At 58.6% G+C, this 14,861-nt stretch carries 9 protein-coding genes; all 9 read right to left on the bottom strand.

The features are described from left to right. Window positions 1-102: 102 nt before the first annotated feature. Window positions 103-2,106, bottom strand: coding sequence for a TonB-dependent receptor (locus tag V2B31_RS02830; protein ID WP_231735665.1), 2,004 nt, complete (start codon window positions 2,104-2,106; stop codon window positions 103-105). Window positions 2,107-2,447: 341 nt separating this feature from the next. Then, on the bottom strand, window positions 2,448-3,350 hold the full coding sequence (locus tag V2B31_RS02825) for an SDR family oxidoreductase (RefSeq protein WP_011415065.1): 903 nt from the start codon (window positions 3,348-3,350) through the stop codon (window positions 2,448-2,450). Window positions 3,351-3,455: 105 nt separating this feature from the next. Beyond that, complete coding sequence (locus V2B31_RS02820; RefSeq protein WP_017499968.1) at window positions 3,456-4,601, bottom strand: acyl-CoA dehydrogenase family protein; 1,146 nt, start codon at window positions 4,599-4,601, stop codon at window positions 3,456-3,458. Window positions 4,602-4,638: 37 nt separating this feature from the next. Further along, the gene (locus V2B31_RS02815) at window positions 4,639-5,877 is read right to left on the bottom strand and encodes a thiolase family protein (protein ID WP_011415063.1); all 1,239 of its coding nucleotides are present in this window, start codon (window positions 5,875-5,877) and stop codon (window positions 4,639-4,641) included. A gap of 43 nt (window positions 5,878-5,920) precedes the next feature. Continuing rightward, window positions 5,921-6,715: an enoyl-CoA hydratase/isomerase family protein gene (locus tag V2B31_RS02810; RefSeq protein ID WP_011415062.1), complete on the bottom strand. Its 795-nt coding sequence runs from the start codon at window positions 6,713-6,715 to the stop codon at window positions 5,921-5,923. A gap of 66 nt (window positions 6,716-6,781) precedes the next feature. Further along, entirely contained in the window at window positions 6,782-8,326 is a 1,545-nt protein-coding gene (locus V2B31_RS02805; protein ID WP_026108915.1) for a class I adenylate-forming enzyme family protein, read from the bottom strand. Window positions 8,327-8,455: 129 nt separating this feature from the next. Next, window positions 8,456-10,090, bottom strand: a complete 1,635-nt coding sequence (locus V2B31_RS02800; RefSeq protein ID WP_328275091.1) for a GMC family oxidoreductase — start codon at window positions 10,088-10,090, stop codon at window positions 8,456-8,458. 76 nt (window positions 10,091-10,166) lie between these two features. After that, window positions 10,167-11,591 (bottom strand): aldehyde dehydrogenase family protein, encoded by a 1,425-nt coding sequence (locus V2B31_RS02795; RefSeq protein WP_157228455.1) that lies wholly within the window; start codon window positions 11,589-11,591, stop codon window positions 10,167-10,169. Between the two features lie 231 nt (window positions 11,592-11,822). Beyond that, window positions 11,823-14,366: a TonB-dependent receptor gene (locus V2B31_RS02790; RefSeq protein ID WP_136176541.1), complete on the bottom strand. Its 2,544-nt coding sequence runs from the start codon at window positions 14,364-14,366 to the stop codon at window positions 11,823-11,825. Window positions 14,367-14,861 lie beyond the last annotated feature (495 nt).

The raw sequence follows: 14,861 nt of genomic DNA, 5'->3' as shown, positions 1-14,861 counted from the left end.
CGCGCAGAAGTGGGAACCGGCTTTCCGGCAGGAAATGCTCTAGCAAATTGATCTTGGGCATTTTCCGAGTTGGCGGGTGATTCCACTCGCCTCGAAAATGGCCTAGAAGCTAATCGCCACTTCTCCGCCGATGACGCGCCCCCTGTTTAGCGGTGAAAGGCTTGCACCCGTGCCCCCGAAGGCCGCCGGCAAAGGTGTATCGCCGCCAATCGTCACCTCATTCAGGAGGTTTCGGCCATAGATGGAGAAGCGCCAGTGCTTGTTGTCGGTCGCCAATGTGAGGCTCGCATCGAGCATATCGGCGCCCTGAAGGAAGCCGACGTTGTTGTCGGTGAATGCCGCCTTGTCGCGATGCGTGAAGCTGACACGCGCCGTTGCTGTCCCCAATTCGCCAAGCTGCTGATCATAAGTCAGCCCCACGCCATAGGTCCATGGCGACAGCCTTGGCAATTTGAGCGCACGATCCACATCGTTGATGACGCCATCACCGCTGAGGTCGAACTGGACGTTGCGATACTGGCCATTCACGTAGCCGAGCTGACCCGAAATCACGAGGTTGGACAAAAGAAAAAACTGCCCCTCGGCCTCGACGCCTTTGATTGTGGCGTCGGCGGTGTTCCGTATGACCTGGCTGACGCCAAGCGGTCCGGGCAGGTTGATCTCGCGCTGCAGGTCCTTCATGCGATTGTAGAAGGCCGCCAGGTTGATCCGGTGGCGCCCGAATTGCTTCTTGGCGCCGAGTTCGAAACTGTCCTGGGTCTCTTGATTGAATGGCCCCGGCGGCACAGCGGGATCGGTGTTGCGCAAATTATATCCGCCGCTGCGGAACCCGCGCGTGTAAAGGCCATAAATCTGCGTGTCGTCATCCGGCTTCCACTGAAGGCCGATTTTCGGCGTAAACCCTCGCCATTTTGCCGCGTCGGCGAAATTGGTTGCACAGATCAGCGTGTCTAGATTGCAACCATTTGCGCGTAAGGCCGAGACCCGAACGGCTTTGCGTTCCCAACTATACCGCGCGCCGAGATTCAAGGTCAGCGTATCGGTGAAATGCCAGTCGGTCGAAGCAAAAATGCCCCATGTTGTCTGGTCTTGCGTACCCCCACCGGAAACGATCCGAGCACCGCCCAAAAGATTCCGCAGCTCGGCGTAACGAAGATCCTGGGAAAAATAGTATAGACCGGTTGTCAATTCGACGTCACCGAACCTTCCGGCATAACGAAGTTCGTCGCTGAGTTGATCCTGGTCGATTTCGAAAAAGGCATGAAAGAAGGACTGTGGTGTTCCATCGATATCAGCGCCCGCGGAGGATCGGAATTTCCGATAGCCAGCGATGTTGGTGAAGACGCCTTCGCCCAGACCAACATCGATGTTGGTTTCCACGATCGCCTGGTCCCATTTGGCATCATAGAAACCTGGGAAATTGATCGAAAACCTGAAGCTGTCGCGGGGAAACAGCGCGTGACTCTGGACAGGGGCTCCATCGCTTTCGACATCGCCATGCTCATAGCGGAGATCCATTCGGAAGCGGTCGCCACCCTTGAGCGAAAGTGCCGGGCGAATGATAAGGTCATGTGATTTACCGAAGCTGCGATTGTCGAAGCGGTTGCGAAACCAGCCATTGTCGTCGCTGTAGTAGACGGCCAATTTGGCAGCCAAAACGTCATCGACGATAGGTCCGGTAACCGTGCCGCTTACGGTCTTTTTCAGTCCCGTTTCAATGGATAGCTTGGCTTTGGCTCCAAAATCGAAGCTGGGCCGCGTGGTCCGCACAACCACGGCACCGCCGGTAACGTTGCGACCGAAAAGCAAGCCTTGCGGTCCACGCAGAACTTCGATCCCCTCAAGGTCGAAGTTGTCCAGCACGACACCAGCGTTGATGCCGAGGTAAATACCGTCAGTGAAAACGCCTACGGTGGGGTCGATCGATGGGATCGTGCTGTTGATGCCGAGGCCCCGGATAGTGAAATTGGCATAGCCCGGTGCCGTACCCACATCCTCGAGCTGGACGTTGGGAACGTCGTAGCTCAGACTTTGAAGATTCTGGACGAACTTGGCATCCAGCTGCGCTTCACCAAAAGCCGTGACCGCCATCGGTACTTTCTGCACGCTTTCGCCATAGCCCTTTTTGGTGGCGGTAACGACAATGTCCTCAGCCAGCGCTTCCGTGGCGCTCCCGGTTTGGTCGTTCGCCTAGGGCGTTGCTTCCTGGGCAAATGCTGTTCCCGAGCACAACAACGCGGCAGAAGCCAATAGACATCCTCTCATGGCTGATCCTCTCTTCCCAGGAGATATTGTGTAGTTCATGCCGTTTGGCGGCATTTGAGGGCCGTCGTCCAATTCAATTCGCTGCAGAACTATTCCTGCTGCTCATCGATATCTGGCGGCAGCACGACGCCATCGGCAGCCCGACGGCCGCTCAAAAATATCATGGTAATTCATCGGGTTGATTACGCTCTCAGCGCCCGTTCTACCGCCTCAAGGCTGTCATTCAGCCCGAGCGGGTGCTCGGCATCCGTGAAGTCGACAATTCTACCCCAGTGCCGGGCGACATCATCGAGCGTGAACGCCCTGTCCGCTCCGAAGGCGTGCCCAAGCGCGCGCTCCCACCTAAGCTTGGCGATATAGCCGGCTCCAACTTCAAAAAGCCCTTTGGTTTCGCTGCAATTCTCGTGCGCAAGCCAACCGACCAATGGACTGATCGCTTCCGCTCTGAGATTGGCGAGAAACTCTTGTGGAAAGGCAGTCGCGGTCATACGCGATGCGGCGATTGGGGCGATCGTATTAACCTGGATGTTTCTGGACCGCCCCTCCTCCGCCAGCGCGTTCGCAAGCCCCAATATTCCGAGCTTGGCTGCGGCATAGTTGGCCTGACCGAAGTTGCCGTAGATTGCGGCTGCAGACGTGGTCATGACGATGCGGCCATAGCCCTTGTCGCGCAGTATCGGCCATGCTGCCTGCGTCACTGCCCGCGTCCCATTCAGATGGACCCGCTGAAGCAGTGTCCAGTCTTCGTCGGTCATTTTGTGGAAGCTCACATCGCGCAGGATGCCGGCATTGTTGATGACGACGTCAACGGTTCCGAAGTTGTCAACCGCGGCTTGGATGATCAGCGCGCCCTCCTCGACCGACGCATAATTTGCCACCGCCTGACCGCCCGTGGCTCGAATTTCGTCGACCACATTGTCAGCGGCTGTGGAGCAGCTGCCGCTCCCTTTCTCGTCGCCACCCAGATCATTCACCACCACCTTGGCTCCGCGCCCGCCAAACATCAGCGCGTACTGGCGCCCAAGTCCGCCTCCGGCTCCGGTCACAACCACTACCCTGCCATCGAAACGAAGCTCTTCGTCCATCGCTTGTCTGCCTCTTTTACCTGAGCGACGCATCTGCGCATTTGATCCTGTGCGAGTCAGGCACGCGGCTCCATTTCCGTCGACGCTGTCGTTTTCGTCTGAGCCTTACCGAAAGGCTTGAATGCCGGTCAGGGCGCGCGAAACAACAAGCTTTTGAATCTCCGTCGTGCCATCGGGGATGGGGCAAATGATCGCCTCACGCACCAGCCGCTCAACGATGAATTCGCGGGTGACGCCGTTGCCGCCATGGATCTGAAGCGCATCGCGCGTCGCTTCGATCGCCATTTCGGTGGCGTACCACTTGGCCATCGAGCATTCCGTCTCTGCGCGCGTGCCCGCCTGGACGAGGGATATTGCCCGGTGCGTCAACAGACGGGCTGCGTCGATCTTGGTCGCCATGATGGCGATCTTGTCGGCGATCAGCTGATGGCCGGCGATCTTCTTGCCATGCTGCGCGCGATCGCGAGCGTACGCGATCGCCTCATCCATTGCTCGCCGTGCGATGCCGATACTCCACATCGCCATATGGCAGCGGGCAATCTCGAACACTTGCAACGTATTGCGCAATCCATCGCCGACCCGGCCGATCGTGTTTGCCACCGGTACGCGGCAATCGGACAGGAATATCTGTGCAGTCGATTGGCCGTTGAGCGCCATCTTCTGGATATCGCGCACCTCATACTCACTCTCGTCACGATCGACCAGGATGTGAGTGACTTCATTTTCGCCAGTCTTGCACGTACAGATGAAGATGTCCGAGTAGGCTCCGTTGGTGATCCAGGTCTTTTCGCCATTGATGACCCAGAAATCGCCGTCTCGTACGGCGCGTGTCTTGATGGCGGCGACGTCCGAGCCGACATCGGGCTCCGAGATGCCGAGCGAAACGAACTTCTCGGCCGCGACGAGGTCGGCAAGATAGCGTTGCTTGATCGTCTCCGGGGCGAAGCGGCGGATGAGTTCTGCGCCAACCGCGTTGATGAAGCCGGGTATGGCCACATCGAGCGAGGAATAGGCGATCTCCTCGAAAATGAGCAGATGAGTGAGCCATCCCATATCAAGCCCGCCCCATTGCTCCTGATGCGGTGCGGTAATATGGCCATAGCCGGTCAGTGCTTGAGTCCATTCCTTCATGAGCGGTTTGGGGATGAATCGCTCCCCATGCCGGCGGATTTCCGGCTCAAGCTTGTTGTCGAGAAAGCGGCGGACGGTTTCCACCGCCATGCGTTGTTCATCGGACAGCTCAAAGTTCATATCGTGACCCCGTGTTTCCCTAGGCGCGCTCTGACAACTACCGGCCCAGGATCGTGACGGCGACCACCGCCTCTTCCACCCCGATGACACCTCCGCCGTTCTGCGCGATCGCGAACCGGGCATTCGGAACCTGTCGATCTTCCGCCTCGCCGCGCAATTGCAGCGCAAGCTCGTAGATTTGGCCGAGCCCGGTGGCGCCGATCGGATGTCCCTTGCATTCAAGCCCGCCCGACGTGTTTACCGGAATACGCCCACCCAGCGCCGTCTCACCGCGCTCTGCCGCGAGTCCGCCCTCGCCAGGCGGCGTCAGGCCGAGCGCCTCGATTTCAATGATCTCGCCAACCGCCGTGGCGTCATGCACCTCCGCGACGCCAATATCTTCTGGCCCCACGCCGGCCATCGCATAGGCCCGGTTCGCCGCAAGGCGGCTGACATGGTGGTCATAATCAAAGGGATCGCGCGCGGCGCCGGTTTGCAGCACAGACGCCAGGATTCTTAGCGCCCTGTCCGGGGCTGCCGACAGTTTGCGCCGACCGGCTTCGCTGCAGATGATCGCAGCGGCGGCGCCGTCGCTGATCGGGGAGCACATCGGCAGTGTGAACGGGTAAACGATCGGAGGCGCAGCGAGTACACTTTCGACGGTATATGGGAGGCGATACTGGGCAAGCAGATTGCGCGTCGAATGCATGTGATTTTTCGCCGAGACGGCCGCGATTTGCGCTTGCGTCGAGCCGTAGGTCTTCATGTGCGCGCGTGCCATCGCGGCGTATACATCCATGAAAACGCTGTAAGGCTGACTCGATGTCGTTCCTTCCGGAACATCGACGCCATTGCCCATGGCCAGCAGCTGCGCGCGGCCCGACTCGGTTTCATGCACGTCCCAAGCGCCATCGAATGCACTGAACATGAGCGCCTTGTCGGGCGAGTACATCTTCTCCGCGCCGAGCGCGAGTACGACATCCGCTGCCCCCGATCGAACATAGGCGGCGGCCATGTGCAAGGCCGTGGAAGCCGTCGCACATGCGTTTTCGACATTCACCACGGGAACGCTTGAGATGCCCATCGCTCGCGCCACGATTTCGCCGCGGATCATGTCCTGGCCCTCCATATGCCCCTGGACGCAATTGCCGAAGAAGATGGCTTCGACATCGCCGGCGGTGCATCCTGCGTCGGAAAAGGCCTGCGACGAAGCTTCGGCGCAGAGCATTTTCAGGCTCTTGTCGAACTGTTTTCCGAACGGGGTCATCCCAACCCCCATGACGAATATGTCGGTCATTCGTTGATCCATTCTTCCAATGTGTTCCGCATCCGATCAGGTCTCACCGGTCGGAAAAATCGGGCTTCCGCTTCTCCCGGAATGCCGCCAGTCCTTCGACAATGTCGTTGGACAAGGCGTAAGCAGCCATGGTTTCGAGTTCCTGACGCAGCCCGACTTCGAGCGAGCTATCCTGCGCAGCGCGGACTAGCTGCTTCATGTAGGCGAGCCCTGGCCGGCTCTTTTCTGCAAGAGATTCTACCAGCGCTTGCGCTGCCGCAATGAGATCCTCGGGAGCAACCAGTTGGGTCACGAGTCCGGCTTCCTTCATCTCGGCAGCCGAGATGGTCCCGCCGGTCATCATCAGATGTTTCGCACGCGCTTCGCCGATCTTCCTAGGGAGTCGAACCGACCCTCCACCGCCGGGCAACAGGCCGTAATTTGCATGGGCGTCGCCAAATCTGGCCGGGTGCGCGGCAATGACGAGATCACAGCACAACACCAGTTCCAAGCCGCCGGCGAGCGTAAGGCCGTTGACCGCCGCAATTATCGGAAGGCGCGACGTCTCGATCCTGTTAAAAGCCTGACCGAGCGGCGGCAGAAACAGATTTAAGCGTTCGGCGAGAGTTTGTCCGCCTGTTCCATCGCCAATTGCGAGCAGATCCGCGCCAGCGCAAAACGCCCGTCCGGCGCCGGTAAGAATGCAAGCGCGCACCGTCGCATCTGCTTCCGCTGCCTCGATCGCTGCGGCGAGTTCCTCGGCCAAAGCCAACGACAGACTGTTCAACGCTGCCGGCCGGTTGAGGGTCACCCAAAGCGCTGGGCCGCGTTGCTCAACCAGGATGTATTCATAGTCCATTGCAGTCTCCCGCGCGCCGGCAGGCGGTCACCGGAATAGAGGATGTGGCTAGGATGGCTGCGTCGGTCATGCCCCCGAAATGCGCCGGTCCTGGCCCGCCCAATAGGGCTCTCGAAGCTTTGAACGAAGCACCTTTCCGACATTGCTCAACGGCAGTGGCTCGGCGGTAAAAACGACCTTGCTTGGCTTTTTTGCGGAGCCCAGACGCTGGCGCACCAAATCTATTATCTCGGTCTCCGTGATTTGTGCTCCGGGCTTGACACGCACCATTGCAAGCGGCGTTTCACCCCATTTTTCATGGGGCACGCCAAAGACCGCGACCTCGAGTACACCGGGATGGTCGGCAATTACGTTTTCGATTTCGGTGGGATAGATATTGAAGCCGCCTGACACGATCATGTCGTTGTTGCGATCGAGCAGATACAAAAATCCGTTTGTGTCGATCATGCCGACATCGCCGGTTTTGACCCAGCCATCTTCCATGCGCCGGGCGGTTTCCTCCGGATCGTTCCAGAATTCCTCCATCTGGCCATTTTCGAACCGTGCGACGATCTCGCCGGGCTCGTTTGGTCCCAGCACCTTTCCGTCCTCGTTACGGATTTCGATATCGGCGCCACTCATGGGACGTCCGACCGCCCGAATTGGGGCAGAACCTTCAAATTCGCCGAACCACTCGTTGGGCCCCATAGACGCGATGGGCAGGATTTCGGTCTGTCCATAGCCCGAATGAAGAACATGATTCCCGAATATCTGGCACGACTTGCGAAGCGTCGGCTCGGAGATCGGCGCTGAAGCACTCAGCAGAAACTTCAAATTCGGAAAGTGGCGGCCATATGCCCCGTCGTGATGCACTATGGCATTGAGCATGGTGGGGGCTACAAAGGCATGGCTGATCCGTTCCTGCTCGAGAGTGTCAAGAAAGGACGCTGGATCGAAGCCGTCCATCATCACGTTGCGGGCGCCGCAATACCAGGCCGGCACGAACAGGAAGCCCGATGCATGGGACAACGGGCCGACATGCAGAATGGCATCCCCTGGGGCCACTTGGGGGCCGATGCTGAAAAATGCGGCGGAGATCGTCATCCATGAACGGTGCCGATAGGCAACGCCCTTGGGTTTGCCCGTCGTGCCGCCGGTGTGGCGGATGACACAATAGTCCTCCGGCGCGACGACGGGATCAGGATCCCGGTCCGAGGCTGTCGCCAACCAATTCTCATAGTTGTGATCGCGGATAATGATCCGCTCAAGCGTCGGAGCTTGGGCATCCAGCCCCGCCAACTCCGAAGCCAATGCCTCATCGACCAGCGCCAACCGAGATCCGGTACTCGCGATCATATGGGCGTGCGCTTCACATCGGTTGCGCGCATAGAGAGGAACACGCGTATAGTTTCCAATGGCAGCCGCCAGTATGATGTCGGCGGCCTCGATGGAGTTCTTCTCCAGCGTAGCAATCCGGTCACCCGGTTGAAGGCCGCACTCCGCAAGAGCATTTGCGAGCTTCACGCCGCGCAACCAGGCTTCCGAGAAAGTCAACCGCCTGTGGCCGTGAACGAGAGCCTCTTGCTGGGCGAAATAACGTGCGGCGCGACGTATTTGCGTACGGACGTCCATCAGCCGCGCTCCTCTAAGGCGCTCGCCCACAATGGCGCAGTCGACACATAATAAACTGACATGCGATAGGCCTCTCCGGACTTCTTTTCGTAAGCATCTGTGTCTGCAGCATTGATCCAATCGTCCAATTCAATATTCTGCGATGCTATTCTTGCTGCTCATATTATCGTGCCGGATCATGTCGGCGGCTTTCTCGCCGATCATGATGCAGGTTGCATTGGTGTTGCCGTTGACGATTGATGGCATGATCGAGGCATCGGCCACGCGGATATTTGCGAGGCCGTGAACGCGCAGGCGGTTGTCGACCACCGCCATCTCGTCGGTGCCCATCTTGCATGTTCCCACCGGATGATAAGCATGATTGGCTTCTGCCCGGATATAGGCGTCGATCTCTTCATCAGTTTCAAGGTAGCGGTCAGGATAGAGAGGCCGTTTCATCATCGCCTTCATGCGATCCGAATGCAGGATCTCCTGCACGACACGGAAGGCATTGCGCAACGTCTTGAGGTCGTCGGGATGACTCAAGAGATTGAGGTCCATCTTGGGATCGGATTCGGGGTTTGAGTCATGTAAGGCAACCCAGCCGCGGCTCTTTGGGCGCCCAATATTGAGAATGATCGTATAGCCCCATTTCGTCATCAGCTTGTAGTCGCGCGCATGGTCGCGATAGGCGAGCGGCACGACATGGACCTGGCAGTCCGCCCGGTTCTGCCCCGGCGCGGATCGCAAGAAACCGCCTGCAGCCGTGGGCGGCGATGCCAGCCAGCTTTTCCTTTGCGTGAGATACTGGAATAGGTCTCGCACGGTCTTGAGCGCGCCAACGACATTGAGTGCGATCCCGAGCCGCTTCTTCGACTGGTAGACCAGCATCAGGTCAGGATGGTCGTGAAGATTCTGGCCGACACCGGGAATATCATGAATCACTTCGATTCCATGCTTCTCCAACTCATCACGCGGTCCGATACCGGAAAGCATCAACAGTTGGGGCGAATTATAGGCGCCGCCGCTGACAATGACTTCCTTTTCGCACGGGATCGTCTTCAACTGCCCGTCCTGGGAATACTCGACTGCCACCGCGCGGTTGCCCTCAAACCTGATACGATGGACGCGGGCATGTACTTCGACGCGGAGGTTGCCGCGCCTGCCCATCACCGGATCAAGGTAACACGCCTTCACGCTGGCGCGCTTCCCGTCCTTCACGGTAAACTGATAGATGCCGACACCTTCCTGGCTGGCACCATTGAAGTCCGGATTGGCTTGATGGTCCAGTCCAGTCGCCGCCTCGATGAAAGCATCATAGACATCGAATTCGCGCTTGCCGTTGGATACGTGAAGCGGTCCCGACGAGCCGTGAAACTCATCCTCACCGCGCTCATTATTCTCAGCCTTGCGGAAATAGGACAGGACATCGTTGTAACCCCAGCCGTCGTTGCCGAGTTCGGCCCAGTGGTCGAAATCCGACCGGTCGCCGCGGATATAGACCATCCCGTTCATACCGCTCGATCCACCCAGCATCTTCCCGCGCGGATTGTAGAGGCGGCGGTCGTTGAGCGCCTTTGAAGGGTCGGTGTTGAACCGCCAGTTGAGCGTATTGATCCGATAGTCTTGGATCAGCGCCCCAAAAGCGCCGGGCGTGGACACAAGCGGCGAGGTGCCTGGGCCGCCTGCCTCGAGCAGGCAAACGGTGACATCGGGGTCCTCGGACAACCGGCTGGCGATAACGCCGCCCGACGACCCACCTCCAATAATTACATAGTCAGCCATTTGCTTCCCTTGTCATTCGACCCATGCTGGCGACCCGGCGTCATGCAACATGCCAGCATCAACCGCCGCAGCCACGTCAGAGGATCTTTTCGAAGATGTTGAGTAGTCCTTCGGTCTTGCTCGAATAGGGTGGCAGAAGTTGACCAAGCAGGCTGAGTTTCGGCTGAGAGAACACCGGCTTGTAATGAGTGAAGCGCTCGAAACTGGCGACGCCGGTATAGGCACCGATGCCGCTCTGTCCGATGCCACCGAAAGGCAGCCGGCGCTGGAAGACGTGCATGACCGTGCCGTTGAGAGTCACGCCGCCAGCGTGCGTTTCGGAAATGATCTTGCGCCGTTCCTCACTTTCGTCGCCAAAATAATAGAGCGCCAGCGGGCGCTCATGCCGGTTTACGTAGCGAATGAGCTCGTCTTCGGAGCGATATGGCATGATCGGCAGGATCGGTCCGAAAATCTCCTCCTGCATCATCGCCATGTCATCGGTAACGTCGAGAACCGCCAACGGCACGATCCGATGCCGTTCAGGAAGCGTTCCATCGCCGTTGTCCGAGAGGTTGAGCACCGTCGCGCCCTTGGCTTCGGCATCATCGAGCAAACCTTGGAGCCGCGCGAACTGTCGGTCATTGATGATACTGGTGAAATCGGGGTTGCTTGCCGCGTTGGGGTAGCATTTGGCAACCTGAGCGCGGAGTGCGGCGACGAAGCTTTCCATCTGATCGACATGGACGAAGGCATAGTCAGCGGCGATGCAGGTCTGGCCGGCGTTGAGCAGCTTGCCGAACACTAAGCTTTCACAGACTTGTGCAAGCGATGCACCCTTGCCCACGATGGCAGGGCATTTGCCGCCAAGTTCCAGAGTAACAGGTGTAAGGTTGGCAGCCGCCGCTTCATAGACTTTGCGGCCAACCGCGGGTGAACCGGTGAAGAGAATATGGTCGAAAGGTAGGGCCGTCATCGCCTGTGCCATGTCGGGCCCGCCCTGGACAATCGCGAATTCCTCTTCGGCGAAATACCGGCGCACAAGCCGCTCGCTGGCTTCGGCGGCGTTGGCGGAAACTTCGCTCGGCTTTGCGATCACGCGGTTGCCGGCCGCCAATGCACCGGCCGCGCCAACGAATATGGTGCCGAGCGGATAGTTCCACGTGCCGAGAACGCCCACCACACCTAGGGGCTGGGGGACCAGGCGCGATGAACCGGGAAGGCCGAAGATGTCAGTCTTCACCCGCCGCGGCCTCAGCCACGTCTTCAGATTGCGGCGCGCAAATTTAATTTCCGATATGCCAAGCATCAGGTCGAGCAGGATAGTCTCGTAGCGGGATCGAATGCCGAAATCGGCGGCAACGGCATCGACCAATTCGTCTCTGTGCTGCTCAAATATCCGGCCAAGGCGCCCGAGCAGGTCCATGCGTTCTTCGTAGCTGCGCGAAACCTGCTCACGCGTCCCTTCGCGTTGGGTCGCGAAAATTCGTTCCAGCTCAGTTCTGTTCCGAGACGCATCCACGTTAAATCGTCCGGAGGCGCGCTGGCCGCTCGGCGCTGCTCGCCTGGGCGGTGCTTTCAGCTGCGCCGATCTCAGTGATCACAGCGCGCTCGATTCTGTACGCCGTGCCGATGAATGAGGGACCGTTGCCGGTGGAACGTATCATGGATGCTCCTCGGTCTGAAAGTCAGGTCGAAAAAATCGGGGGCAGCGGGCGGGAGAGGATGCCCGCCGCCCCCGTCGCAGCAGCGATCAGAACTTGACTGTCGCTTCGACGCCATAAGTGCGCGGCATGCCGCGGTTCAGATAATCGTAGCCGAACACGTTGAGGTTGAGGCCGTAGGTGTAGTAATATTTGTCGAACAGATTCTTCGCCCACAAGCTAACCGACATATTGTCGTGCGCATAGGTTAATCGCGCATTGGCGAGCCAGTAGCCCGGATTTGCGCATGTAATCGCCTTACCCGCGAGCGTTATGTTCGATCCCGCTGGGGGTGTATCGCACGGTGTCTGCCCATAATTCTTGAACGGATCAAAATAGTACTTGCCCATGTAGGACGCATCACCGCGCAAGGTCAGCTTGTTGGTGCCGTCATCGATCATATCCCAGTCGAATCCGGCCTGGAACGTAACCTCCGGCGCGTTCGGGAAGGGATTGCCGTTGACGTTCAATGTCGGGCTGGCCGGGTTTGCCGGATCGATCACATTGCCTTTGTACTTGCTGTTGAGATAGCCCAGCGAAGCATCGAAACGCAACGTATCGGCCACCTGCCAGGCGAGTTCGGCCTCGCCACCGAACAGGCGACCATTGGCGCTGCGCGTGAAGGTTGTAGCGCCGACCACCTGCGTTACTTGGTGATTCGAATACTCGTAGTAGAAGCCCGCGAGGTTAAGTTGGACGCGGCGATCGAACAGCCGGGTTTTGAGCCCCGCCTCATATGCATTCACCTTTTCAGGCTGGATATAATAGACTTGATTGACGCCCTGATAGGCAAGCCCGTTGAAGCTGCCGCTGCGGTAACCGCGACTGTACTGGAGATAGCCCATGATATCATCGGCGAACTCATAGCTGACATTGATACGGCCGGTTAGCCTGTTTGCCTTTTCGCGCTGCTCAAGCGGCGCGAGATTGGGGTTGTATGGATTGCTGTAGGGGATCAGGTTGACAACCGGCGTCGTACCGTCGAGCGCATAGAGGAAAGTGCTGCCGTTAAGGTAATTGACCTTATCCTGGGTGTAGCGTGCACCCACCGCCACGGTCAGCCGCTCGGTCGCTTTCCAGGTTACGTCGCCGTAGATCGCCTTCGAGGGGCGCGACACGTCAAAACGCTGTTCGCCGAGGATCGGGGTGAACGGAGGCGCGCCTGCCCCGGCGCAGCCCGCCGAAAAGCTACCCCCCATGCCGCCATTGCCCGTATTATTGATCGCGATGTCGGTCTGGAGTGCAATCAGCGAGCGTGCATCAAGGAAGCCGTTGGGATTGATCTCGATCGCGTCGCAGAATCCGGCATCGCCAGGCCCCAACGCCGGATTGGCGGCAAAGGCTGGGATATAGCGGATCGCGTCGGGCGTTCCGATTGCGGCGTTATTGTAGCTGCCCGGAAGACCGGCGCCAAGCAGCAGCGGCCTCAGCGCCCCGAAAAAGTCCGGGTAGTTGACCGTCTTGACCTTGTCCCTGCCATAATAAAGGCCGGCAATGATATCGAGGCGGTCGTTCGAATAGCTGAAACGCAGGTCCTGGTTGAAATTCTTGCTCGTCGACGTGTAGCCGATCGAGCAGAGATCGGCTGGGCCGCCATCGCAATCATCAGGATTGTTGATATAGTCGCCGGTGTCGTAGCCGGTAATCGAGGTGACGGAGAATTGGTCGCTGACATCCCATTTGATGTTGAGGGCTATCCCTTTCGACTTGCTGATGTTCTTACCTACCCGATCAACTGCGACCTCATTGTCACGCAGCAACCGCCCGCCTAGGAAAGGTTGCGGATCGTAACGCGAATAGCCGAGCGCATCCTGCCCGCCCGCGAGTTGACCACCTGCATAGGGCGCGGTGCCCCATGGATCGTCCTTCGCGGCATAGAGCTTCAAATTGATGTCGAGATCGGGATCGGGCCGGAAGCGGATCGAGATGCGACCGCCGATCGTATCGGTGGTCCCTAGGTCGCGCTCATTCCCAGGCAGTACATTGCGCTGCCAACCATCCCCTTTTGCAAAAGTACCGGCGACGCGGACGCCCAAGATGTCGGGAACCAGCGTCGCTTCAGCGGCGCCCTGCACCGTGAAAGTGTCGTAATTGGCATAGCCGGCGGTCAGATAGCCATTGGCCTCTCCCAGATCCGGCTTGCGCGTGAAGAAGCTGATCGCGCCACCCGTGGTGTTGCGACCGTAGAGTGTTCCTTGCGGTCCGCGCAGTACCTCGACCCGGTCGATGTCATAGAGTTGCAGGCCATGGCTCGCCCGGAAGCTCTGATAGACTTCATCGACATAGACGCCAACCGGCGACGCAGTGGAGGCGGAAAATTCGTTCGCCACTGAAATCCCGCGCAGCGAGAAATTCGGTTGGGTGCGACCATAGGGAGTGGTGACTTGCAGGCTGGGGATCGCGCCCATCAAGTCTGAGGTCTCCGTGATGCCGCGCGTGCGCAGCGTCTCGCCGCCTATGGCGGAAACGGCGGCTGGAACATCCTGCAAATTCTGTTCGCGCTTCTGCGCCGTGACGACGATTGTCTCAAGGCCACCTTCCTGCGCCTCGGGCTTTTCGCCCTGCGATGCAGCGTCCTGGGCATGTGCCGGCACTGCAAGCGCACACGCGATCGATAGCGCGGTGGCACAAAGCAAATTTGTCCTAAAGGCTGTGACCATGACTGTCCTCCCCACGGCATTTTTTGATTTGGCGCCATTTGCCGCGCCTTGGGGCTCATCGTCCAATTCAATTTGTTGGCGAACTATTCCTCCCACTCATTGATTAAGGACTGATGAGCCTGCACCGCTGACGCTTCGTGGCGACGCAAATAACCCCATATATTTCATTGAATTAGTCACGCTGAGCGCGTCCATCGGGACGGATGCGCGCGTTCTGCTCGCCCCAATCGAGCCCTTCCAGACGATGTATCGGCGTAATTGGCGGTCCCGGCGGTTTCCCTTGTCGAGTTGCAAGGGGAATCAGCTATGATGAGATGTAGTGAGATACGGTTTCTTGGAGTTCATTCTACTATTCGCGGATGCATCTAAGTAGCTGATATTTCTAACAACTATGGCAGAAAACCGCGCCTCTAAATCGGCGGTTCTGAC

The organism is Sphingobium sp. (assembly GCF_036170395.1).
GTDB lineage: Bacteria > Pseudomonadota > Alphaproteobacteria > Sphingomonadales > Sphingomonadaceae > Sphingobium.
This window is presented reverse-complemented; position numbering and strand designations above follow the sequence as displayed.

Excerpts from the sequence above, each read along its gene's own strand:
- V2B31_RS02825 (WP_011415065.1), bottom strand. The coding sequence starts at position 3,350 with ATGGACGAAGAGCTTCGTTTCGATGGCAGGGTAGTGGTTGTGACCGGA.
- V2B31_RS02815 (WP_011415063.1), bottom strand. The coding sequence starts at position 5,877 with ATGACCGACATATTCGTCATGGGGGTTGGGATGACCCCGTTCGGAAAA.
- V2B31_RS02800 (WP_328275091.1), bottom strand. The coding sequence starts at position 10,090 with ATGGCTGACTATGTAATTATTGGAGGTGGGTCGTCGGGCGGCGTTATC.
- V2B31_RS02805 (WP_026108915.1), bottom strand. The coding sequence starts at position 8,326 with ATGGACGTCCGTACGCAAATACGTCGCGCCGCACGTTATTTCGCCCAG.
- V2B31_RS02820 (WP_017499968.1), bottom strand. The coding sequence starts at position 4,601 with ATGAACTTTGAGCTGTCCGATGAACAACGCATGGCGGTGGAAACCGTC.
- V2B31_RS02810 (WP_011415062.1), bottom strand. The coding sequence starts at position 6,715 with ATGGACTATGAATACATCCTGGTTGAGCAACGCGGCCCAGCGCTTTGG.